Genomic DNA, 22,468 nt, shown 5'->3' with positions numbered 1-22,468 from the left:
GAGCACTGTGGAACTGGCATGCCTTGATCTTGAAGGAGTATTGATTCCAGAAATCTGGATTGCGTTTGCGGAGAAAACCGGCATTGAAGAACTCAAGGCAACCACTCGCGACATTCCTGATTACAACGTACTGATGAAGCAGCGCCTGAAGCTGTTAGACCAACACGGTTACGGTCTGCCGCAAATTCAGGAAGTCATTGGTGGGCTGGACCCGCTGCCCGGTGCCACAGATTTTCTGGATTGGCTGCGCGAGCGCTTTCAGGTGGTGATTCTGTCAGACACGTTCTACGAGTTTGCCATGCCGCTGATGGCCAAGTTGGGCCATCCTGCGTTGCTGTGCCACAAACTGGAAGTAGCGGACAACGGTCAAATTACCGATTACCTGCTGCGCCAGCGTGACCCCAAGCGCCAGTCGGTTCGTGCTTTTCAGCTGCTGAATTACCGGGTGATTGCCGCCGGCGATTCTTACAACGACACCACCATGCTGGCGCAGGCTGAGGCCGGTATTTTGTTCCACGCGCCGCAAAACGTGATCAGCGAATTTCCACAGTTCCCGGCGGTGCAGACGTTTGACGATTTAAAACAGGAATTCCTGAAGGCCAGCTTGGTGCACAGCGCCTAATTGCTGTTTAAATCTGGAACCGGAACGTGTGTTGTAAGAGGGCGGGCCTATATATCTCTAATCTATATAGGTCAAATCGATAGTCCGCCTTCTCGTTCCAGGCAGTCCATCAGCGGTTTTACCTTGGTCAGGGTTTCCTGGTATTCGCTTTCGGCCTCTGAATCCGTGACTATGCCGCCGCCGCCCCAGCAATGGATGGCGCCGGCGTTGTCGCACACCAGAGTGCGGATGGCAATGCTGCTGTCTAGCTGGCCGTCAAAGTTGCGGTGGAATACTGATCCGCAATAAGGTCCACGCCAGTGCGGCTCCAGCTCCTGGATAATTTCCATGGCGCGGATTTTTGGCGCGCCGGTAATCGAACCGCCCGGAAAAGCGTCGAAAAACGCCTGCAGCGGCGATACGCCGGGCGCCAGCGTTGCACGAATGTGGCTGACCAAATGGTGCACGTTGCGATAAGACTCCAGCGCAAACAGCTTGTCCACACGCACAGAACCTGTGGCCGCGTTCAGGCCCAGATCGTTACGCAACAGATCCACAATCATCAGATTTTCAGCCCGGTCTTTTTCTGAATCCATCAGTTCCTGCGCCAGGGCCCGATCCTGCTCGGCATCGTCGCCCCGCGGCCGTGTGCCTTTGATAGGGCTGGTGCGCACGGTGTCGCCGCTGATCTGAAGAAAACGCTCCGGCGAGGCCGATACAATGGCCTGGTCGCCGAGCCGTAAAAAGGCGCCGTAGGGCGTAGGGTGTGCGCTGGCAAGCGCCTGATAGGCGCGCCAGGGATCGCCCCGGTACTGCCCGCTGAACTGCTGGGACAAATTGGCCTGATAGCAATCGCCCGCCAGAATATACTCTTTCACCCGTTCAACGCCGGCCATGAAATCTGCTGCTGATTGCCGTGGCGTAAAGGCTTGGGTCATGCGCCAGTGTTGTTCGGGCAGGGGCGAAGCTGCATCTTCTTGTTGCCAGTCCGCCAGTTGCGCCCGAGTGGCAGTGGCGCACTGCGGATGAATCCACAGGTAATATTGTCCACTTTGCCGATCGCAGCTCGCCATCCACAGGTATAAACCGGCTTGCATGGCGGGCAATGGATTGCGGTCGGTACTGAATGAAGTAGTTGTTGCCATATTCGCCGGAGCTTTCAAATGCCGATACCCCAACTCGTAACTGGCGAAACCCAGCCAGCCGCCGCTCAGCCAGGGTGTTGTTTGCGACGCCGGCTCGTCAACTTGCGAATGCTGACTTTTCATCTGCGCTAGCTGGTTTTCCATAAAGTGCGCGGTGCGGGCCAGCGCAGCTTTATCGGCGTATACATCGCTGCCTGCGAGCGCTACGGTCGTGGTTGCCAGTGCGGTGAAACCAAAACGCTCACCGCGGCCGGCTTCCGTTCCGGGAGCACCCAGGAAAATAAAGTCGCTGCACTGGCTGGCATGGGCCTGAAGCCTGGCAAATTGATCAGCGCTGATGGGGGTAGCCGCTATCAAGGGGAAAACCTCTCGTATTCTTTTTAAGGGAAATTTATTCGGCGATTTGTCTATACGCTGGCGATTCGTGAAAGGCTGTTACATATACTGGATTAATGACGACTATGAAACCGACAACCGATGGTTTTTGGCAGCGCTGGGTGAATCGCCGCCTGCCCAGATCTGACCGCCAGACGTTCAGCCAGAAAAATCTGTTTATTCTGCCTACCGGTGCCGGCGTGATGTTCGGTGCGCTGCTATTGATCATGCTGATAACCGGCATCAACTATCAAAATAGCCTGATTTATATGCTGACCTTTGTCCTTGGCGGAGTGTTTGTGGGCGCCATGCACCAGACCCACCGTAACCTGGCCGGTTTGACTCTGGCCCTGAGCCGGGCGGGAGAGTCCGTTGCCGGTGACACAATGCCATTTACCTTGCGCCTGACCGCGGGTAAAGATGACGCCATTGCGGTGCAGGTTAGCAGTGGAGATTCGTTGCCTGTGTGGGTGAGTGTGCCAGCCGGGCAAAGCCGTGATGTGTCTGTGCTGGTTTGGGCGCCGCGCCGTGGTTATGTGCGCCCGGACCGAATTCGAATAGAAACCCGTTACCCCTTTGGGCTGTTGAAAGCCTGGTCCTGGTTGCGGCCGGTGTCAGCCGGCCTGGCTTTCGCAAAACCCATCACGGCGCCCGAACTGCGCGCCACAGCCGAGAACGGCGAAAGCGAGGCGGTGGCCAGTGTTCAGGCCGGTTCAGACAGCGCCGATTTACGGTCCTGGCGCGAGGGCGATTCCAGCCAGCGCGTGTTGTGGAAACGCTTTGCCCGTACCGGAAAGCTGGTGGTGGCAGACTGGCAAGGGCAGGCTGGAAATCCACAATGGTTGGATTTTCAATCGTTTATAGGCGCAAACAGTGAAATGCGTTTAAGTTATTTAGCGTTTCTGGTGGATGACCGCCAACGTTTGGATGTGCGCTACGGGCTGAGTTTGCCAGGGCAGTTGATCGAACCAGACAGCGGCGCTGCCCACGCATTGCGCTGCCAGCGCGCGCTGGCGGTGTGGGGGCTAGAGAAGCCCCGCGACCCCCAGCCCCGCCGCTTTGGCAGTCGTTTGAAACCCACTAGCGCCGACCCGGAGTCGCTGGATGTCGCCAGCAACGGGAGCCCGCAATGACCCTCCGCCGACGTAACAAGCAACTGTCGCCAACCCTCGGTTCAGGCGTTCAAGTGCCAACCGTGCAACTGCCTGGCAAGGCGCTGTTGTGGCTGGTGGCAGCTTTTACACTGTTGCTGGTGCCGCAATGGGACCGACTGCCGACCTGGCTTTTGGTGGTGTGTGTTGCGCTGATGGGCTGGCGCTGGCTGGCGCGCCTGGGCCGTGTACGCTTACCTGGCCGATGGTGGCGAACGGGGCTGGTGTTGGTGTTTGGCGGATTTTACGTGGCGACCGTAAAAAGCCAGTTCACGGTAGACACTGCCGCGTCGTTTTTTGTGCTGTGCGTGGCGCTTAAGTGGCTTGAAACCCGCAGCGCCCGTGATTTTTACGTGCTGTTTTTCATTTTGTTGTACATGGCCGCGGTGAATTTTCTGTTTCATCAGGCCATACACTGGACCCTGTTTAATTTTACCGCGGTGGTGTTATTGCTGCTGGGTTTGCAGGTGCTGAACGCTCCTGAGTTGCCCGCGGGTGTGCGCTCTGGTGGTCGCCGCCTGGGTGGCTTGCTGCTGAAAATGCTGCCGGTGGTGATTGTGCTGTTTGTGTTTTTTCCGCGCATGGCGCCGCTGTGGAGCGTACCGTTGGTGTCGGGCCAGGCCCGCAGCGGCATCAGCGATCAGATGACCCCGGGGGACATTTCCAGCCTGGCCCAGAGCAGCGAGCGTGCGTTTCGTGTGAGCTTCGGCGGGCAGACACCACCTCAGGCGCAACGCTATTGGCGCGGCCTGACGCTGGATTATCTCGACGGCGCAACCTGGAAACAGTCTGCACAGCCAGCCTTTCAGCGCTTGGGGCGGGTTGAAATCGAAGGCGTTTCCGGACCTTTGGATGCAAACCAATACGAAATATTGCTGGAACCCACCGATCAGAGTTGGGCGTTCGCGCTGGAGGATTCGGTGGCGGCATCGCCCAATATTGAAGAAACAGACGAGGATCTGTTCCGCTTCCGCCGCCCCGCGGACACAAGCGTGCGTTATCGCTTGGCCTTGCAAACGCCTCCTGCTGATTCTGACGCTCAACTGTCACCGGCGCAGCGCCGAAACCTGTTGCAGCTACCTGCCAGCGGCAACCCTCGGGCCCGGGCTTTAGCGGACGAACTGCGCAGCCGTTATGACGACCGTGGGGTAGCTGCTGCGCTGCTACAGCGTTTCCGCGAGCAGCCCTATTTTTATACCCTGCGGCCGCCGGCCATGCCCGATGACGGCATTGATGCCTTATTGTTCGATGTGAAGCGGGGGTTTTGTGCCCACTACGCCGGCGCTATGGCCTTTGTGCTGCGTTCGGCGGGTATTCCGGCGCGAATAGTTGTCGGGTATCAGGGCGGCGAATCCGGAGCAGGAGACGAATACCTGATTGTGCGCCAGTACGACGCCCACGCCTGGGTAGAGGGCTGGTTTGAGGGTGCGGGTTGGATTCGGCTTGACCCGACCGCAGCGATTGCGCCGTCGCGCATCGAATCTGGCCTGCGTGAGGCGATGGCCGAGGAAGGTTCATTTCTGGAAAACAGCTGGTTGTCGCCGCAAAAATACGGCAACTTGCCACTGTTGACTTGGGCCAGCCTGCAGCTGGACCGCGTCAATTATCAATGGCAGCGCTGGGTGGTGGGGTATCAGGGCCAGAGCCAGATGGACCTGCTGTCGCGCTTGCCCGGTGGCCTTACCATGCGCGACCTGGGCTATATTAGCGCCGGCACTGTGGCGGCCGCACTGCTGTTCGCCGGGTTGATCAGTGCCTGGCGCGGCCGGCAGGGCGGTCGCCATACCGGTGTGGCGCGTCAACTTCAGCGTTGGCAAAGGTTTTGCGAGGGTGTTGGTGTACCCGTACGCCGGGGTGAAACGCCCCTGGGACTGGCTGAACGGCTGGCACGGGCGGAACCGGCGCTGGCGGATTCTGCCAGAGTTTTTGCCGGTGTGGTCAATACTCATTACTATAGTCGCCAATACAGTCGCCAAACGGTTGATGCAGTTGCGCAGCCGGTGTCGGATATCCGCCTTCTGCGGCGCTTGCTGGCCCGTATGAAACGGCAGCGCCGGCAGGCGGGCGCGGGTTCAGGCAGGTCTCCCGCTCAATCGAGCGAATCATTCTAAGCGAGCAGCGAGGCAAAGGATTGATACACCAAGGCACCGATATTGCGACCGATATGCCCTGGCTGGCAAAAGCCTGGCACAGCGTGCAGAAACAGCTGACGGAGTCGCGGCTGCCCCACGCACTGATTATTAATGGCGAGCGCGGTGTTGGTAAGCGTGCGTGGGCCGATGCGGTTGCCGGTTTGTTGCTGTGTGATCAGCTGCAAACCGGCCCACAGGGAATGCCACAAGCCTGTGGCCACTGCAAACAGTGCGAGTTGAAACGTGCCGGCAGTCATCCCGATGTGCGGATATACGCCCCTGAAAAATCGCGCGTGGTGCGCATTGTTCAAATCAGGGAATTGATTAACTTTGCCTCTGCGTCACCTCAGGTCGGTCATCGTAAAATCGCGATTATTGATCGCGCCGACCAGCTTAATATCAACGCCGCCAACGCCTTGCTCAAAACCCTGGAAGAACCCAGCGGCGATACCGTGCTGCTGCTGTTGCAGGAAAGCGGTCGGCCCCTGCTGCCAACAATTCGCTCGCGCTGCCAGACTCATACGTTGCCAGTACCCGTGGCAGCTGACGCCGAACGCTGGCTGGTGGGCCAACTGGCCCTGCTACCACCTGAAAAGCAGCCGGACAGCACTTCCGTGGCGAAAGCGTTAATGTTGGCTGGCAATGCCCCGAGGCTGGCTTTGGATTATCTGAACAGCGGCTTTATAGCGTTGCACGACGCGGCCTTTTGCGGTTTTCGCGACTTTATGAAAAACCAGACGACCCTGGCCGATGCGGCCAAAGCCTTCAAAGCCCTGGGGCTGGATGAAACCCTGTGGCTGTTTGAAGGCTGGGCGGCAGACCTGGCCCGCCTGAGCGCCGGAGGTGAGCCGGCGCACCATGAAGCGGCGGATATGCTGCGCTTCTTGGCCGGCTGCAATCCGCCCTGGCGCGCCCATGAATTGCTGGACGCGGTGCGTGAAGGGCGTGAAGCCGTTGTATACAATGCCAGCCCGGAGCTGGAAGCCAGCCGGCTGCTGCTGGCGTGGCAGCAACTGATGCCAAAACGCCAGCGTGCCGGCTGAGATAGCCGCGCCGGCCAATGTTGATTGAAGAGCCGGCAAATACCCGCATCGGTCTCGCTACTGTTATGATTAACCGATATTTATTGATGCGTTTGCCGAAACGTTTATTGATGCATTTATTGACACACCACAGATAAGGTATTTGTTATGGGGTCCGGAGTCGGAAATCGCAGTGGCATATTAACCCTGACCATTAAAGACAAAGCAGTGCTCTACGCTGCGTATATGCCTTATATCCGCCAGGGTGGCCTGTTTATTCCCACCCAAAAGCAGTACCAGCTTGGTGACGAGGTGTTTTTGCTGCTCAACCTGATGGACGAACCGGAGAAGTTGCCGGTGTCTGGCAAGGTTATCTGGATTACACCAAAAGGCGCACAAGGGAACCGCGCGGCCGGTATTGGCGTACAGTTTAATGACGACGCTGAATTGGCGAGAACCAAAATCGAGTCGTATTTGGCGGGTTCGCTGAGTTCTGACCGCCCCACCCATACACTCTGAGGTATCCGATGACCGAAGTTGCTGCCGCATTGGCGGATACAGGCACAGAATTTGCCGCCGGGCGGGAAGCTCTCTGGCCACTGGAACACATCACGCTGGCGGGTTTGAGCTGGTCTGCGCAGCCCGAAGCCGCGAACCTGCGGCCAATGTTGTTGCTGCACGGCTGGCTTGATAACAGCGATACATTTACCCATCTGGCACCGGAGCTGACCCGTCTTGGCGACGTGTACGCGTTTGATTTTGCAGGCCACGGCCATTCCGGCCATCGCCCGCCGGGGCAACATTATGTGTTGATGGATTACGTAGCGGATCTTGCCGAACTGATCGAGCTTCACTTTGATGCTGACAAGACTCCGTTGGACCTGGTTGGGCACTCCCTTGGAGGCATTGTTGCGGCGCTTTACACTGCGGCATTCCCCGAGCGGGTGCGCAAACTGGTGCTGATTGACAGCCTGGGCGCGCTCAGCCGCCACGAACACGAAGTGATTCCCCAGTTGCGCCGTTCCATTAGCAAACGCCTTGCGGGCTCTGGCAAGCCGGCGTTGTATCCGGACCTGGCAACAGCGGCGAAGGTACGGGCTGGCGGCCTGAGTCCTTTGAGCCCGGAAGCTGCTCTGGCCCTTATACCTCGTAATATGCAAAAAGTGGAAAGCGGCTGGTTGTGGCGCACCGATGCGCGGTTGCGGCACCCCTCGGCGCTGACGCTGTCAGAACAACAGGTGCTGGCGTCTTTGGCGGCGCTGAGCACGCCAACGTTATTTGTACGGGCGCAATCCGGGTTGTTGGCAGACAACGCCGACACAACCGACGTCCGCGCCCAAGTGATTAAAGATTTTCAGCAGGTTAATGTTCCCGGCGGCCACCACTGTCATCTGGATGGCGATACCCGTCCGGTGACCGAGGCTGTTAAACGATTTTTGAATCAATAGGTGATGCTGTGTTGCATGGTCGATGTGCGAAAAATTTTGTTATTGGAGCTGCGTTAACACTGGGAGCGATGCTAGCTGTTGCCAGCAAACAGGCACTGGCGGCATTTCCGGAGACAGCTCCAGAGCCGTTTCCCTTGTCAGAGCTGGAAGAAACCCGGCCGTTGGAGTCGGGCGGGCATCTTGTTTTGTTCAGCCCGGTGCGGGAGATCAACAGTGAAATTCGTTCCGATGTGATGGCGCGGCTGCCGGTATCCGGCAACAGCCTGCTGTATCGCATTAACACCGACGCCAGTCGGGTGGGTGCGCTGAATCACTATCGCCAGGCGCTGCTGGATTCTGGCGCTAACATATTGTTCGAATGCTCGGGTGTGCGTTGCGGTCGAAGCAACGTGTGGGCCAATCAGATTTTTAACAAATCCATGCTGCTTGGCCGCGACACTGCACAGGATTACCTGGTGGCGGGCACTATCAGTGAAGACGGCCAGCGTTGGCTGACTCTGGTGTACACGGTTACCCGCGGTAATTTGAGCGAATACGTATGGGTAGAGCATTTTGAAGTGGGCCAGGGCGCCGTTGTGCCGGGCCTGGGGTCTCTGGAAAATCGCATTCGCGGGCCTTTAACCGTGGCCTGGCAGAGTGGCTTTACTGTCGGTTTTGACTGGCAGTCACGGGACCGCCGCATGTTACGGGACTGGGCCAATGCCGACGGCGCAACGGTCATGCTGATTGTTTATTCGGAACTGGAAGGCAGTGAGCCGTTGGAAGATTCCATGGCGCGTGCACGCACGGCGGGTGAATCCATGTCACAGATACTGGCGCAGACCGGCGTTCCTTTGGAGCGCCAGCAATTATTGGTGGTCGGCCCCAGCATTGTGCAGTCTGATCCGAAGCGCAAAGGCAATCGTGTGGAAATTGTTGTGATTTCAAGGTGATGTCATGACATCTAAAGTCGATGAAAGGGCTGCTGTCAAAAGCCTGGCGGCAGGTCCCGCCAAAACCGCTGTGAGCAGCAGTTCCATGGTGGTTGAAAGCGGCGGCCTGGCTTCTGCCGGTGCGCCGGAAACCGGCAAAGACAAAAAGCCGGCGTCTCGGCAAAAGCGCGCTACCGTAGCGCTCGCCCTGGGCAGCGGCGGTGCCCGCGGTTATGCCCATATTGGCGCCATTGAAGTGCTTAACGAGCGCGGCTATGAAATTATTGCGATATCCGGTTGCTCTATGGGAGCCTTGGTGGGCGGCATGTACGCCGCGGGAAAGCTGCAGCAATACAAAGACTGGGTAACGGGATTAGGGCAGTTTGATGTGCTCAGGCTGCTTGACGTAACTTTTAGCGCGGTGGGCGCTATTCGCGGTGAGAAAATCTTCTCTATCGTAAGCGACATCCTAGGCGATACGCGCATAGAAGACCTGCCTATTGCGTTTACGTCGGTAGCCACAGACCTTCTGGGCCACAAAGAAATCTGGTTTCAGGAAGGCCCGTTGGACCAGGCCATACGCGCGTCGGTGGCCATTCCCGGTGTAGTGACGCCGCTGGTGCTGAATGGCCGGGTGCTGGTTGACGGCGCTACCCTGAACCCGCTGCCGATCATTCCGACCATTTCGGCCCACGCCGACCTGATTGTTGCGGTGAACCTGGCGGGTGAAGAAGACCGCAGCCAGCGCCTGTTGGATGCGGCGTTTACCAGCCTCGACGACGATGACGACAGTGAAGAGTGGATGGGCGCCATGCGCGAAAAAGCGTCGCGCTGGTTTGACTGGGACACGTTGAAAGGGTTAGCTGGCGGCAAAGTCGACGGTGAGCCTGCGGAAGATAAAATCAGCCGCGAAGTGCAAAAGCAGAATGCCAAAAAACAGCGCAAGCAGGCCGGAGAAGAAGCGGTACAAAGCCCGAAATCACCCGGGCCGACAAGTACCAGCAAAGCTCAGGACGAAGGTCAGACCATTAACTGGGAAAAGCTGGGTATTGGCAAGTTCGAGGTGATGAACCTGGCCATTGAAACCATGCAGAGCGTGCTGGTGCAGTACAAAATTGCCGGCTACCCGCCTGACCTGTTGGTGAATATTCCGAAAAACGTATGCCGCAGTTACGATTTTCACAAAGCGCCAGAACTGATTCAGCTGGGGCGTGAGCGCATGTCAGCCGCTTTGGACCGCTACGAGCAAGACCACAGCAGCTCAGGCCCGCTGGCGGTTTAGGCCGGTTTAGGCCGCGCGCAAGACAGCCAAAACACGTATAGTGTTAGCCCATTTTCCGTTCAGACAGGATTCTTTTGCCGTGACCAGCCCCGTTGATGATTTGGCCACCGTACGCGACTTTTTGCGCTACGCCTGTTCCCGTTTTGCCAAGTCGCCGTTGTACTTTGGCCATGGCACCGACAACGTTTGGGACGAGGCGGTACAGCTGGTTATGCGCAGCCTGCATTTGCCGCTGGAAAACAATAACCTGTTTTTGGATGCGCGCCTGGTGCGCGAAGAGCGCGAGCTGATTATTGAGCGCATAGAGCGCCGGGTAGAGGAGCAGGTTCCGCTGGCCTATCTGTTGGGCGAGGCCTGGTTTATGGGGCTGCCATTTAACGTAGACCCACGGGTGCTGGTGCCGCGTTCACCGCTGGCAGAACTGCTGGAAAATGGCTTGCAGCCCTGGCTGGGCGATGTGTATGTGGAGCGTATTCTGGATTTGTGCACCGGCAGCGGCTGCATTGGTATAGCGGCTGCTACGGTGTTTGGAAGCGCCGAGGTTGACCTGGCGGATATTTCCACCGACGCGCTGGCGGTGGCCGATTCCAATATTGCTTTGCATCAACTGGGCGAGCGGGTGCGCACCGTGCAATCGGATGTGTTCAGCAATCTGAATGAACGTTACGATGTGATTCTGAGCAATCCGCCCTATGTGAATGCACGGGACTTGGCCAGCATGCCTGCGGAGTTCGGTCATGAGCCGGTATTGGGCCTGGCGGCCGGTGAAGACGGCCTGGAGATTGCCCATCGCATATTGGCCGGAGCCGCCGATCGGCTGACCGACAACGGTCTGCTGATTGTGGAAGTCGGCAACAGCTGGCCAGAGCTGGATTCGGCTTATCCTCAGCTGCCTCTGACCTGGCTGGAGTTTGAAAACGGCGGCGACGGGGTGCTTGCCATTGCGGCTAAAGACTTGCGTAAATACCTGGCGAATAGCTGATAAGGTCTTTATACCCTTTTTATAACAACTGGATAAGATACTGAATTATGTCTGGAAACACATTTGGCAAACTGTTCACGGTGACCACGTTTGGTGAAAGCCACGGGGCCGCTCTGGGGTGTGTGATTGATGGCTGTCCGCCGGGGCTTGAGCTGTCTGAAGAGGACATGCAGTACGACCTTGATCGCCGCAAACCGGGCACGTCGCGCTACACCACCCAGCGCCGCGAAGCCGATGAAGTGCGTATTCTTTCCGGCGTATTCGAAGGTCGCACCACCGGCACTTCTATTGGTTTGCTGATTGAAAATACCGATCAGCGCTCTAAAGACTATTCAAAAATCGCCACCCAGTTTCGCCCGGCCCACGCCGATTACACCTACCACCACAAATTCGGCGAGCGGGATTATCGCGGTGGCGGACGCTCGTCGGCTCGGGAGACCGCCATGCGGGTGGCCGCCGGCGCCGTTGCGCGCAAATTCCTGCTGCAGCGCCTGGGCATTACCGTGCGTGGCTACCTTAGCCAATTAGGCCCGATAAAAGCCGAAACCCTGGATTGGGAGCAGGTACACCAGAATCCGTTTTTCTGCCCGGACGCTAGCAAAGTGCCGGAAATGAAAGCCTACATGGAAGCGTTGGTGAAAGAAGGCAACTCGATTGGCGCTCGTATTAACGTGGTGGCCGAAGGCGTACCACCGGGGCTGGGCGAGCCGGTGTTTGACCGATTAGACGCAGAACTTGCTCATGCTTTAATGAGCATTAACGCCGTGAAAGGCGTTGAAATTGGCGCCGGTTTTGGCTGTATCGAGCAAAAAGGCACCGGGCACCGGGATGAAATGACGCCGGAAGGTTTTTTGTCGAATCAAGCCGGTGGCATTCTGGGGGGTATTTCCTCCGGTCAGCCCATTCTGGCCAGTATCGCACTCAAGCCCACCTCTAGCCTGCGCTTGCCGGGCCGGAGTATTGATGTCGACGGCAACCCGGTCGAGATTATTACCACCGGCCGCCACGACCCCTGCGTGGGCATTCGCGCGACGCCCATCGCCGAGGCGATGATGGCCATCGTACTTATGGACCACTATTTGCGCCATCGAGGCCAGAACGCCGATGTGCGGGTAACCACGCCGGTGCTGCCTCAGCTTTGACAGACCAGGGACGGATTTCAAATCTGTCCCTACTCGCTGCGAAACACCGGGGACGGATTTCAAATCCGTCCCCACTGGCTTAAAGATGGCACTGAAAAGTAGCGGCGCAATTTAAAGGTAAGGGGTAGCAGTGACGCACTGGCGTCTGTCGAATTTGTATTTTTGGTTCTTCGCCCTGTTGGGCGGAATGCTGCCTTACTGGTCGCTTTACCTTGAAGGCCGCGGTTTTTCCTATCTGCAAATCGCTAGTTTGATGGCGACCATCCAGCTTACCAAGATTGTGGCCCCCAGCGTGTGGGGCCATTTGGGCGACCGCACCGGGCAAAGGGTGCGGCTGGTCCGCTTCGGAACGATCACCGGTTCCCTGTGTTTTGCTGGCGTGTTTCTAGAGCCGGGCTTTACCGGCCTGCTACTGGTGATGTTGGCGTTCACTTTTTTCTGGAACGCGGTGCTGCCCCTTTACGAAGTCATCACTCTGCAGGTTTTGGGGTCGCAGCGGAGCCAATACGGCAAAATACGCGTGTGGGGTTCGGTGGGCTTTGTTGCGGCGGTGGCGTTGATTGGCGTGCTGTTGGAATGGGTAGATATCCGCTATTTACCAATGCTGCTGGGTCCTTTGTTTGTCGGTATTGCGGTGTCGGCCTGGTTGCTGCCAGTCGAAAAAATCGTTCGCAGGCAGAAGTCTCCGCGGGGCAGTCTAAACGCCATTCTGACCCATCCGGCGGTGATTGCGTTCTTTGTGATGAACTTTTTGCTGCAAGTGGCCCACGGCTCTTACTACACGTTTTTCAGTATTCACCTCCAGCTGCACGATTACGGCAAGCTGGCCATAGGTTTGTTGTGGTCACTGGGGGTTATCGCCGAAATTGTTCTGTTTATGGTAATGCATCGCCTGGGCGCGCGTTTCAGTGTGCGCCACATTGTGCTGGGGGCGCTGCTGTTGAGCCTGCTGCGCTGGTTGTTGATTGCGGAAATGGCGTCGGTGTTGCCGGTACTGATATTTGCCCAGTTGTTACACGCGGCATCTTATGGCGCGTTACACGCTGTATCTGTGCAGTACATTCAAGGCTTTTTTGGCCGCGATCATCACGGCCAGGGGCAGGCGCTTTATAGCGGGTTAACGTTTGGTGCCGGTGGGGCTTTGGGTGCCTGGGGTGCGGGGTTCCTGGTAGACGGTATTGACACCTCTGCAGCTTTTTTGGGCAGCGCAGTTGTGACCGCTCTGGCGTTTGCCACCGCCTGGCGCGGCCTGCAACCACCGCCGCAACCAGACACATAGGGACAGATTTCAAATCCGTCCCGGTTTTGCCTCGGGTTCCTGTTGCTCCACAATCGCCAGCAGAGCCTGGGCGGCACCGCTCAAGTCTCTGCCTGACAGGCCAATAGCCCCCATCAACCGCGCCACTGAATGTGCTACGGGCAGAACCCGTAGGCTACTGTCCAGCATGCGCACCGGCAGTACGCTCCAGCCAAGGCCCACACTGGTCATCATTTTCAGGGTTTCGAGGTAGTTTGTGGGCATCTGCGAGCTTAACGGCAGGTTGGCCTCCATAAATAGCCGGCTGACCAACCGATATGTTCCCGTACTGGTGTCTGGCAATAGCGCAGCGTGGCCAGACAAGTCCGCCAGAGTAGGCTGTTCTAGCGCTGCCAGCGGATGCTCCGGCCCGACCACAAACGCCATGGGGTCTGGCCATTGGGCGTACACCTTAAAGTTTGGGTCGATACCATCGCTCAGGGTAACAAAGGCAAGTTCGGCGCCGCGTTTGCGCATCTGGGCGTAGGCGGCGTCTGATTCCATAAATTGAAGATCAAGGGTGACTTGCGGATGGTCGCGTTTGAAACGCCGCAGCCAGCTTGGCAGGTGGTGCAGGCCAATGTGATGGCTGGCAATAATCTGTAGTTCACCAGCAACTTCGCGGGTACTTGGCGACAGGGCAATGCGGGCGTTGTGGATTTCATCCAGAATTCGCCTGGCGTGGGGCAGCAGCCGTGCGCCGGCGTCGGTCAGTTTGAGCTGGCGTTGGCTGCGATCAACCAGCTCGGCGCCGAGCTGGGCTTCCAGAGCGGCCAGCCGCTTGCTGATGGCCGGCTGGGTAATGTGCAGTTGCTCGGCGGCTTCAGAGAACGAGCCCTGGTCAACAATGGCCAGAAAAGCGCGCAACGTGTTGGAATCCATAGTTACCATGTCCGAAGTCGAATAAAAGTGCTTTTTCCAGCACCCTGAAGCGTTTCATTCTATTCGATAGTATTCCAGACAGGAATGCTATGCATAAAAAACATGAATTGAGGTTATTGGCCAGGCACTTTAAACTGTTCACACAATCAGAACTCCAAAGGGCGCAGCCGTATCAACGGTGATGAGCTTTTTTAAAAACCCCAAAACGATGAGAGAGCGATCATGGCGGGTAAAACCTTATACGACAAACTGTGGGACGATCATCTGGTAAAACAGCGTGATGATGGCTCTGCGCTTATTTACATTGACCGCCACCTGCTGCACGAAGTGACGTCGCCGCAGGCGTTTGAAGGTCTGCGCCTGGCCAACCGAAAGCCCTGGCGGATTGATGCCAATCTGGCAACGCCCGACCATAACGTGCCGACCACTGACCGCGCCACGGGCATCGACGGCATTGTAGACCCGATATCGCGCATTCAGGTGGAAACCCTGGACAGCAACTGCGACGAGTTCGGCATTCTTGAATTTAAGATTAAAGACCAGCGCCAGGGCATAGTGCACGTCATCGGGCCCGAGCAGGGTGCAACCTTGCCCGGTATGACCATTGTCTGCGGTGATTCCCATACCTCGACCCACGGCGCTTTTGGCTGCCTGGCCCACGGTATTGGCACCTCGGAAGTGGAACACGTGCTGGCTACCCAGTGCCTGGTGCAGCAGAAAATAAAAAACATGCTGGTAAAAGTGAATGGCCAGTTGGGTAAAGGCGTAACCGCCAAAGACGCAGTGCTGGCGATTATTGGCAAAATTGGTACCGCTGGCGGCTCCGGCCATGCTATCGAGTTTGGTGGCGAAGCCATACAAAGCCTGAGCATGGAAGGCCGGATGACGGTGTGCAATATGGCGATTGAAGCCGGCGCCCGCGTTGGCATGGTGGCGGTAGACGGCACCACTATTGATTACGTCAAGGGTCGGCCGTTTTCACCCAAGGGTGAAGCCTGGAACGCAGCCGTTGCTCATTGGAGCACCTTGCACAGTGACCCGAACGCCGTATTCGACAAAGTGGTTGAGCTTGAGGGCGCGGATATTCAGCCTCAGGTGAGCTGGGGCACGTCCCCGGAAATGGTGGCGAACGTGGCCGGCCAGGTGCCAGACCCGGCGAAAGAAACCGACTTGATAAAACGGGAAGGGCTTGAACGTGCGCTGAAATACATGGGCCTGCTGCCCAATCAGTTGATCACCGACATCAAGCTGGACCGGATATTTATTGGTTCCTGTACCAACAGCCGGATTGAAGACTTGCGCGAGGCGGCGCTGGTGGTTAAAGGCCACAAGGTGGCGGGTAGTTTGAAGCAGGCCATGGTAGTGCCGGGCTCGGGTTTGGTTAAGTTGCAGGCCGAAGCCGAAGGGCTAGACAAGATTTTCCTGGAAGCGGGCCTGGAATGGCGTGATCCCGGTTGCTCTATGTGCCTGGCCATGAACGCCGATAAATTGGGGCAGGGCGAGCATTGTGCGTCTACCTCTAACCGTAACTTCGAGGGGCGTCAGGGTTTTGGTGGGCGTACCCACCTGGTTAGCCCGGCCATGGCAGCGGCGGCAGCGATTGCCGGCCATTTTGTTGACGTTCGTGAAATGCTGAACTGAGCCACAGGAGATATTGACCATGCGCGCATTTACCCAACACCAGGGCCTGGTAGCCCCCATGGACCGTTCCAATGTGGACACGGACCTGATCATTCCCAAGCAATTTTTGAAGTCCATCAAACGCACCGGCTTCGGCCCCAACCTGTTTGATCCATTACGTTATCTGGACGAGGGCCAGCCTGGTCAGGACAATTCTCAACGCCCGTTAAACACGGATTTTGTGCTGAACCAAAAACGCTACAGCGGCGCCAGCGTGCTGCTGGCCCGCACCAATTTTGGTTGCGGTTCCAGCCGTGAACACGCACCTTGGGCGCTTGAAGATTTCGGCTTTCGGGTGATTATTGCCCCCAGTTTTGCTGATATTTTTTATAATAACTGCTTTAAGAATGGGCTGTTGCCTATTGTTCTTGATGAAAAAATAGTTGATCAGCTGTTTATTGAAGCTGAGGCCAGCGAAGGCTATGAACTGACGGTGGATCTTGCAGCCAACACCGTTATCACGCCGTCTGGCGAATCTTTCAGCTTCGACGTAGACGGCTTCCGTCGCCATTGCCTGCTGAATGGCCTGGACGATATTGGTGTGACTTTGGAAGACGCCGATGTTATTCAGCATTACGAAGATGCGCGCCGCAAAACCGCGCCATGGCTGTTTGGTGCCGGCCAGTAATTTGGCTTTTAAACCAATGTCGAAACCAATATCAAGGAACCTGATATGTCACGAACCATATTACTACTGCCGGGCGACGGCATTGGCCCTGAAATCATGGGCGAGGCCGAAAAAATACTGCGCCGGGTGAATGAGTCGTTCAAGCTTGATTTGATCTTTCAGCACGGCCTGGTTGGCGGCGCTGCGCTGGACGATTCCGACACCCCGCTGCCGGATAAAACCCTGGAGTTGGCCACCAAGGCCGACGCGATTCTGCTGGGCGCCGTTGGCGGCCCGAAGTGGGACGGCCTGCCGATGGCCAAACGCCCGGAAAAAGGTTTGCTGGGCCTGCGTTCCAACCTTGAGCTGTTTGCCAATTTTCGCCCTGCTATTCTTTATCCGCAGCTGGCGTCTGCTTCTTCGCTGAAGCCGGAAGTGGTGTCTGGGCTGGATATCATGATTATCCGTGAACTGACCGGCGGTATTTACTTCGGCCAGCCTCGCGGTGTGCGGCAATTGGAAAGCGGTGAGCGCCAGGGTTATAACACGTACGCTTACACAGAGACTGAAATTCGCCGTATTGGCCGGGTCGCATTTGAAACGGCCCAGCGGCGCGGCAAAAAACTGTGCTCGGTCGACAAGGCCAACGTGTTAGAAGTGACCGTGCTGTGGCGTGAGATCATGAACGAGTTAAAACTCGAGTATCCGGACGTAGAGCTGTCTCACATGTACGTGGATAACGCCGCGATGCAGCTGGTGCGCGCACCCAAACAGTTTGACGTGATTGTAACCGGCAATATGTTTGGTGACATTCTTTCTGACGAAGCCGCTATGCTGACAGGCTCCATCGGCATGCTGCCATCGGCTTCGATGAACTCGGCGAAGCAGGGCATGTACGAGCCTTGTCATGGTTCGGCGCCTGATATTGCCGGCAAAGGCATTGCAAACCCGCTGGCGACCATTCTTAGCGTTGCGATGATGTTACGCTATAGCCTGGATGAAGGTGCCGCCGCAGCAGCCATTGAAGACGCGGTTGGCAAGGTGCTGGACCAGGGCTTGCGCACAGCGGATATAATGTCGGAAGGCTGCAATCAGGTTTCTACCCGTGAAATGGGTGAAGCGGTGCTGGCGCAGCTATAATCGGACAGCGCTCTGAAGTCGATCGTATTTTAAATCGACAGCATTCCAGTCCGGCAGCCTTCTAATTCGCAGTAATGCGACGTTGTTGCTGCGGAAACATTCATTTTGTCTGTGCCAGAGACATCGGCGGCAGGCCGCTATAAAAGAGGTTCAAAAGCCGCATGAAGCGAGTTGGGCTTGTAGGTTGGCGTGGCATGGTGGGTTCTGTCCTCATGCAGCGCATGCGTGAAGAAAACGATTTCGCGGATATCGAACCGGTATTCTTTTCCACGTCGCAAACCGGGCAACCGGCGCCGGATGTGGGCCGTGATGGCATTCTGCCGCTGCAGGACGCCTTCGATATCGACACTCTGAAAACCCTGGACGTGATTCTGACCTGCCAGGGCGGTGACTACACCTCAGCGGTGTATCAGAAGCTGCGCGACGCCGGCTGGAACGGCTACTGGATAGACGCTGCGTCAACCCTGCGCATGGTTGACCATTCTGTGATTGTGCTAGACCCGGTTAACCGCAACGTGATTGACGCTGCGCTCGACAAAGGCGTGAAAGACTACATCGGCGGCAACTGCACCGTAAGCCTGATGATGTTGGCCTTGGGCGGTTTGCTGGAGCAGGACTTGATTGAATGGGTATCGCCCATGACCTATCAGGCCGCTTCTGGTTCCGGCGCGCAGAACATGCGCGAGCTGCTGAACCAAATGGGCGAGCTGAACGGCAGCGTTAAAGCCGAGTTGGACAGTCCGTCATCGGCGATTCTAGAGATTGACCGAAGGGTGACCGACACCATGCGTAGTGACGATTTTCCCACCGAGCACTTTGGCGCGCCTCTGGCAGGCAGCTTGATTCCGTTTATCGACAAGCAACTCGAAAATGGTATGAGCAAGGAAGAGTGGAAAGCCGGTGTTGAAACCAACAAGATTCTGGGTCGCAGCGACAATCCGATTCCGATTGACGGTTTGTGCGTTCGAATCGGTGCCATGCGCTCACACAGCCAGGCGCTGACCATAAAGCTGCGCAAAGACCTTCCTGTTGCCGAAATCGAGAAGATTTTGGCCGCCGGTAACGATTGGGTGAAAGTTATTCCCAACGAGCGCGAGGCCAGCATACGTGAGCTGACACCGGCGAAAGTAACCGGCACCCTGAGTATTCCAGTGGGCCGTATACGCAAATTGACCATGGGGCCGGAGTACATTTCTGCGTTTACTGTGGGTGACCAACTGCTGTGGGGCGCGGCAGAACCGCTGAGGCGCATGCTGCGAATTCTTCAGAGTCGTTGATTTAATGCCAACTGCGTCCGGTTTCAACCAACCGGTAAGGGGCGAAGGCTGCTTTCAGCCTTCGCCCCTGTTATTTTTAGCACCATAAAAGCCGGTGCCTCCTCAACGCCCGCAATGACTTCGTATTTTTAGTGGCTGTGTGTCTACGATGAAAAGTTGGCAAAGTAGCGCAGCAGTGCACTGAAGAACGTTGATTCATTGATAAAATGATGCTTATCAACAATACTTGCCGAGTTGAGGATTAAAGTTCCGCCACACTTATACAACACCCAGACGGAAGTCATCCAACCTCGTCCGAAACTGCTTTAACGCCGCCGTGCGTCGAAGCAGTTACGAATAACGGAGACTGGAAAGGAAAAAGCATGAAGGTACGCAAGCTTGCGGTTGCTCTGGCACTGGCTGGAGGTCTTGGCTCTGGCGTTGCACAAGCCCTTGGATTGGGGGAGGTGGAGCTTCAGTCCTACTTGAATGAGCCTCTGGATGCACAAATTGTGCTGCGCCAGAGTCGCGGCGTCAGCCCTGGTGATGTTTTTGTCAATGTGGCTTCGGAATCCGCTTATCAGCGGGTGGGTCTTAATCGCGGCCAGTTTGCCAGTAAGCTGAAATTTCAGGTAGTTACCCGCAGCGATGGCAGCCTGGCGATAAGTGTGTCTTCCCGTGAACCGTTACGGGAGCCGTACCTTAATTTTCTGCTGGAACTAACCTGGCCTAGCGGCCGCTTGCTGCGTGAATACGCGGTGTTGGTAGACCCACCCGTGTATGCGGCAGAAACCGGCACCCGGGAACCGCTTGTAGCGGCATCGTCTGCTGGCCGCAGCAACTCGTCGCCCAGTGCAAATAGCGGCGCGGTAAGTCGCTCTGCGTCAGCCGGCTCTGGCGCTGGTTCTGGTTCTGCACAGTCTCTTGCGTCAGGCAGTGTTTACGGCCCTACAACGTCGTCTGACACCCTGTGGAGTATTGCCACCAGGATGCGCCCGAACAACAGCGTATCTGTGCAGCAGGTTATGCTGGCGATTCAAGACCTTAATCCTGATGCCTTCATAGGCGGCAATATCAACCGGCTGAAACGCGGTGAAGTTCTGCGCGCACCTACGCTGGCGCAGATTGAGCGACTTGGCCGGGGCCAGGCCACCCAGGCTGTGCGAGCGCAAAATCAGGACGTCATCGCAGCCCGGGCAACTATTGATGCCAGCGCAGCGGCTGCACCTTCTGCGCCCGCGGCGATAGACGGCGGCGATGCGGAACTGAAACTGATTGTGGCCGAGACCGAGGCGCCGCAAGCCGCTGATAACACTGAGCAGAGCGGATCTGCCGGTACTGACGGCAACCAGGCCGACGGCGCAGATGCCGGCACCACGGTAGCGCTCGAAGAGCTTGACAGTGCCCGCCGTGAAAACAGCGAGTTGAATAGCCGTATTGATTCACTTCAGGAGCAGGTAGAAACCCTGCAGCGTTTGATGGAGCTGAAAAACAGCCAGTTGGCCGACATGCAGCAGGCTGGCATCAACGGTGAGAATGCGGTTGCCAGCATGGACCAAAAGACAGCCGATGACCCTGCGGCCGCTGATGATGGCGCTAGTGCCAACGTGTCGTCAGAGCCAGCAGCTGATGCCAAGGCGGCCGATACAGCGAATTCTACCGACGCCCCTGCCGTTGCCGCAGAGAGTGACGCCGAAACCCAGGCCGAAGCCGAACCGGCTGCTGCGGTTGCGGCGCAGCGTCAACAGGATGCACAACCACAGGCGGCACAGCCTGATCCGGTCGAAGAAAGCCTTACCCTGAACGGTTTGGTCAACAGCATTATGAGTAACCCTCTGTATCAGGTGGTTCTGGGCGGCGGCTTGCTTTTGCTGTTACTTGTGTTGCTTCTGGTGTCTCGCCGCAAATCTAAAAATCAGGATGTCGCCGAGAACGATACCGACGTTGAACAAACGCCCCTGGTTGAACCCGCACCAAGATCCGACTCGTTTGATCTGGATCTGGACCTGGACGATCACGAACCGTCAGCGCCTGAAGCTGGGCCAGACGTTCTGGCAGAGGTTGACTCCTACTTGGCGTACGGTCAGCACGAGCAGGCGGTAAATACTCTGGAATCTGCGATTTCCCGCGAGCCTAGCCGCACCGAACTGCGCCTGAAGTTGCTGGCGATCTACGCGGATGTTCAGAATAGAGTGGCTTTTGAACGTCAGTATGGCGAGCTCAGTGCTTTGGATGATGACGAGGCCATGGCAGAGGCCGATCGTTTGCTGACAGACCTTGAACAGGCGGAAGCGGCACCCAGCATCGATGATCTTGAATCCGAATTGCGCTCCGGTTCCTTTTCCGGCTCTTTCGGGAGCTTCGATGAGGAATCAGAAGATGCCAAAGACAGCACCAAGCCAACGTCAGACGATCCTATAGAATACGATCTGACCACTATTGAAGGCCTGGGCGACAAGGAAGAGCCTCCAGAGTCTGAAGCTCCGGAAGATTTTGAGGGTTTTGAGGACTTTGTGTTGTCTGACGACTTCGCCCGGGAATTTGCCGATGAAGATGCCGCGCCCTTGGCCAAAGCTGACGAACCCGTCAACACGGCCAGAAAGACGTCTGACGATGACGATCTAAGCCTGGATGAGGCCTTCCTGGACGAGTTAGACGCCGAACTTGATAAAGACGATCCCAAGGCCGAACTCAAGCCTTTTGACATGGAAGAATCGGACTTAGGCAAGCTGGAGCCTGATCTGGAGAAATTGAACCTGGATATTTCGGACGACGACCTGGCGCTAATGGGCGAATTTGCTGATAGCGCAGATAGCACCAATCACGCCAATGGTGATGAAACCGAAGCCGAAGTCGAAGAGCTGCCGGAAATGACCGACGCAGAGCTGTTGGCTTTGGAGTTGGGTGATGATCCGCAAGCCGAGGAAGAATTGGGCGTTAAGTTGGCCGAGAACCAAGACGACGAAGATGACGAAGACGACATCAGCCTGGACGATCTGGAGACGCTGGAGTTGCCCGAGGAAGACCTTCCGGCGTATGACCTTCCTGAGGACGACTTGTCAGAAGACGACCTTCCAGAATTCGACTTGTTGGAAGAGGATCCTTTAGAAGAAGACCTGCCCATTGTGGCTCCTGGCGCGCCTCGATCAATCGACGAGAGCGATCTGGGTGACGACGATGATTTCGACTTCCTGTCCGACACCGACGAGGCAGCAACCAAGCTGGATTTGGCGCAGGCCTACGTTGAGATGGGTGATATTGATGGCGCTCGCGACATTTTGATGGAAGTGGAACTCGAAGGCACCGCTGAACAAAAGGCAGAAGCGAAGGAACTGCTTAAAAATCTGTCCTGATTGGTTATAATCCTTTAATCAAAGCCGGCGCTCAGAGCCTTCTGACCGCCGGCTTTGTTTTT

Annotated in this window: 18 protein-coding genes; 16 read left to right on the top strand and 2 right to left on the bottom strand. The window is 56.8% G+C overall.

What is annotated here, in order from left to right:
* The first annotated feature begins 7 nt into the window (after window positions 1–7).
* Entirely contained in the window at window positions 8–622 is a 615-nt protein-coding gene (thrH, locus tag MIH19_RS11675; RefSeq protein WP_249005051.1) for a bifunctional phosphoserine phosphatase/homoserine phosphotransferase ThrH, read from the top strand.
* A gap of 71 nt (window positions 623–693) precedes the next feature.
* Here the strand turns inward: thrH and pabB are convergent, their stop codons facing one another.
* Window positions 694–2,103, bottom strand: a complete 1,410-nt coding sequence (gene pabB / locus MIH19_RS11670) for an aminodeoxychorismate synthase component I (RefSeq protein ID WP_249005050.1) — start codon at window positions 2,101–2,103, stop codon at window positions 694–696.
* Between the two features lie 104 nt (window positions 2,104–2,207).
* Here pabB and MIH19_RS11665 point away from each other — a divergent pair, with 104 nt between their 5' ends.
* The 10 genes from MIH19_RS11665 (at window position 2,208) to MIH19_RS11620 (ending at window position 13,470) form a co-directional block, all read left to right on the top strand.
* Window positions 2,208–3,254, top strand: coding sequence for a DUF58 domain-containing protein (locus tag MIH19_RS11665; protein ID WP_249005049.1), 1,047 nt, complete (start codon window positions 2,208–2,210; stop codon window positions 3,252–3,254).
* Window positions 3,251–5,383: a DUF3488 and transglutaminase-like domain-containing protein gene (locus MIH19_RS11660; RefSeq protein WP_249005048.1), complete on the top strand. Its 2,133-nt coding sequence runs from the start codon at window positions 3,251–3,253 to the stop codon at window positions 5,381–5,383. Before MIH19_RS11665 ends, MIH19_RS11660 begins: the two co-directional genes overlap by 4 nt.
* Before the next feature lie 53 nt (window positions 5,384–5,436).
* Window positions 5,437–6,447 carry a DNA polymerase III subunit delta' gene (locus MIH19_RS11655; RefSeq protein WP_249008992.1) on the top strand — a complete coding sequence of 337 codons (1,011 nt, stop codon included), beginning with the start codon at window positions 5,437–5,439 and terminating at the stop codon, window positions 6,445–6,447.
* 147 nt (window positions 6,448–6,594) lie between these two features.
* Window positions 6,595–6,945, top strand: coding sequence for a PilZ domain-containing protein (locus MIH19_RS11650; protein WP_249005047.1), 351 nt, complete (start codon window positions 6,595–6,597; stop codon window positions 6,943–6,945).
* An 8-nt stretch (window positions 6,946–6,953) separates the two neighbouring features.
* Entirely contained in the window at window positions 6,954–7,874 is a 921-nt protein-coding gene (locus tag MIH19_RS11645) for an alpha/beta hydrolase (RefSeq protein WP_249005046.1), read from the top strand.
* A 68-nt stretch (window positions 7,875–7,942) separates the two neighbouring features.
* Entirely contained in the window at window positions 7,943–8,806 is an 864-nt protein-coding gene (locus MIH19_RS11640; protein ID WP_249005045.1) for a DUF4892 domain-containing protein, read from the top strand.
* Between the two features lie 4 nt (window positions 8,807–8,810).
* Window positions 8,811–10,067, top strand: a complete 1,257-nt coding sequence (locus tag MIH19_RS11635) for a patatin-like phospholipase family protein (RefSeq protein WP_249005044.1) — start codon at window positions 8,811–8,813, stop codon at window positions 10,065–10,067.
* A 79-nt stretch (window positions 10,068–10,146) separates the two neighbouring features.
* Window positions 10,147–11,049, top strand: coding sequence for a 50S ribosomal protein L3 N(5)-glutamine methyltransferase (prmB, locus tag MIH19_RS11630; RefSeq protein WP_249005043.1), 903 nt, complete (start codon window positions 10,147–10,149; stop codon window positions 11,047–11,049).
* Window positions 11,050–11,096: 47 nt separating this feature from the next.
* Window positions 11,097–12,191: a chorismate synthase gene (gene aroC / locus MIH19_RS11625; protein ID WP_249005042.1), complete on the top strand. Its 1,095-nt coding sequence runs from the start codon at window positions 11,097–11,099 to the stop codon at window positions 12,189–12,191.
* Window positions 12,192–12,321: 130 nt separating this feature from the next.
* On the top strand, window positions 12,322–13,470 hold the full coding sequence (locus MIH19_RS11620) for an MFS transporter (protein ID WP_249005041.1): 1,149 nt from the start codon (window positions 12,322–12,324) through the stop codon (window positions 13,468–13,470).
* 9 nt (window positions 13,471–13,479) lie between these two features.
* Here MIH19_RS11620 and MIH19_RS11615 read toward each other — a convergent pair whose 3' ends face one another.
* Window positions 13,480–14,370 carry a LysR family transcriptional regulator gene (locus tag MIH19_RS11615; RefSeq protein ID WP_249005040.1) on the bottom strand — a complete coding sequence of 297 codons (891 nt, stop codon included), beginning with the start codon at window positions 14,368–14,370 and terminating at the stop codon, window positions 13,480–13,482.
* Between the two features lie 222 nt (window positions 14,371–14,592).
* Here MIH19_RS11615 and leuC point away from each other — a divergent pair, with 222 nt between their 5' ends.
* The 5 genes from leuC to MIH19_RS11590 all read left to right on the top strand — a co-directional run bounded on the left by leuC (window position 14,593) and on the right by MIH19_RS11590 (window position 22,406).
* A complete protein-coding gene (gene leuC, locus MIH19_RS11610; RefSeq protein ID WP_249005039.1) occupies window positions 14,593–16,011 on the top strand; it encodes a 3-isopropylmalate dehydratase large subunit in 1,419 nt (472 codons plus the stop codon).
* A 19-nt stretch (window positions 16,012–16,030) separates the two neighbouring features.
* The gene (leuD, locus tag MIH19_RS11605) at window positions 16,031–16,678 is read left to right on the top strand and encodes a 3-isopropylmalate dehydratase small subunit (RefSeq protein WP_249005038.1); all 648 of its coding nucleotides are present in this window, start codon (window positions 16,031–16,033) and stop codon (window positions 16,676–16,678) included.
* Window positions 16,679–16,723: 45 nt separating this feature from the next.
* Window positions 16,724–17,797, top strand: coding sequence for a 3-isopropylmalate dehydrogenase (gene leuB / locus MIH19_RS11600; RefSeq protein ID WP_249005037.1), 1,074 nt, complete (start codon window positions 16,724–16,726; stop codon window positions 17,795–17,797).
* Between the two features lie 161 nt (window positions 17,798–17,958).
* Window positions 17,959–19,074, top strand: coding sequence for an aspartate-semialdehyde dehydrogenase (asd, locus tag MIH19_RS11595; RefSeq protein ID WP_249005036.1), 1,116 nt, complete (start codon window positions 17,959–17,961; stop codon window positions 19,072–19,074).
* Window positions 19,075–19,436: 362 nt separating this feature from the next.
* Entirely contained in the window at window positions 19,437–22,406 is a 2,970-nt protein-coding gene (locus MIH19_RS11590) for a FimV/HubP family polar landmark protein (RefSeq protein ID WP_249005035.1), read from the top strand.
* The last annotated feature ends 62 nt before the right edge of the window (window positions 22,407–22,468 follow it).

This window comes from Marinobacter sp. M1C (assembly GCF_023314135.1).
In the GTDB taxonomy this organism is placed as follows: domain Bacteria; phylum Pseudomonadota; class Gammaproteobacteria; order Pseudomonadales; family Oleiphilaceae; genus Marinobacter.
Note: the sequence above shows the minus strand (reverse complement) of the source record. Positions and strands in the feature narration are given on the sequence as shown.

What these genes read in the sequence shown, in the direction of transcription:
- MIH19_RS11665 (WP_249005049.1), top strand. Translation starts at nt 2,208, where the DNA reads ATGAAACCGACAACCGATGGTTTTTGGCAGCGCTGGGTGAATCGCCGC.
- MIH19_RS11660 (WP_249005048.1), top strand. Translation starts at nt 3,251, where the DNA reads ATGACCCTCCGCCGACGTAACAAGCAACTGTCGCCAACCCTCGGTTCA.
- MIH19_RS11655 (WP_249008992.1), top strand. Translation starts at nt 5,437, where the DNA reads ATGCCCTGGCTGGCAAAAGCCTGGCACAGCGTGCAGAAACAGCTGACG.
- MIH19_RS11650 (WP_249005047.1), top strand. Translation starts at nt 6,595, where the DNA reads ATGGGGTCCGGAGTCGGAAATCGCAGTGGCATATTAACCCTGACCATT.
- MIH19_RS11645 (WP_249005046.1), top strand. Translation starts at nt 6,954, where the DNA reads ATGACCGAAGTTGCTGCCGCATTGGCGGATACAGGCACAGAATTTGCC.
- MIH19_RS11640 (WP_249005045.1), top strand. Translation starts at nt 7,943, where the DNA reads ATGCTAGCTGTTGCCAGCAAACAGGCACTGGCGGCATTTCCGGAGACA.
- MIH19_RS11635 (WP_249005044.1), top strand. Translation starts at nt 8,811, where the DNA reads ATGACATCTAAAGTCGATGAAAGGGCTGCTGTCAAAAGCCTGGCGGCA.
- aroC (WP_249005042.1), top strand. Translation starts at nt 11,097, where the DNA reads ATGTCTGGAAACACATTTGGCAAACTGTTCACGGTGACCACGTTTGGT.
- MIH19_RS11615 (WP_249005040.1), bottom strand. Translation starts at nt 14,370, where the DNA reads ATGGATTCCAACACGTTGCGCGCTTTTCTGGCCATTGTTGACCAGGGC.
- leuC (WP_249005039.1), top strand. Translation starts at nt 14,593, where the DNA reads ATGGCGGGTAAAACCTTATACGACAAACTGTGGGACGATCATCTGGTA.
- leuD (WP_249005038.1), top strand. Translation starts at nt 16,031, where the DNA reads ATGCGCGCATTTACCCAACACCAGGGCCTGGTAGCCCCCATGGACCGT.
- leuB (WP_249005037.1), top strand. Translation starts at nt 16,724, where the DNA reads ATGTCACGAACCATATTACTACTGCCGGGCGACGGCATTGGCCCTGAA.
- asd (WP_249005036.1), top strand. Translation starts at nt 17,959, where the DNA reads ATGAAGCGAGTTGGGCTTGTAGGTTGGCGTGGCATGGTGGGTTCTGTC.
- MIH19_RS11590 (WP_249005035.1), top strand. Translation starts at nt 19,437, where the DNA reads ATGAAGGTACGCAAGCTTGCGGTTGCTCTGGCACTGGCTGGAGGTCTT.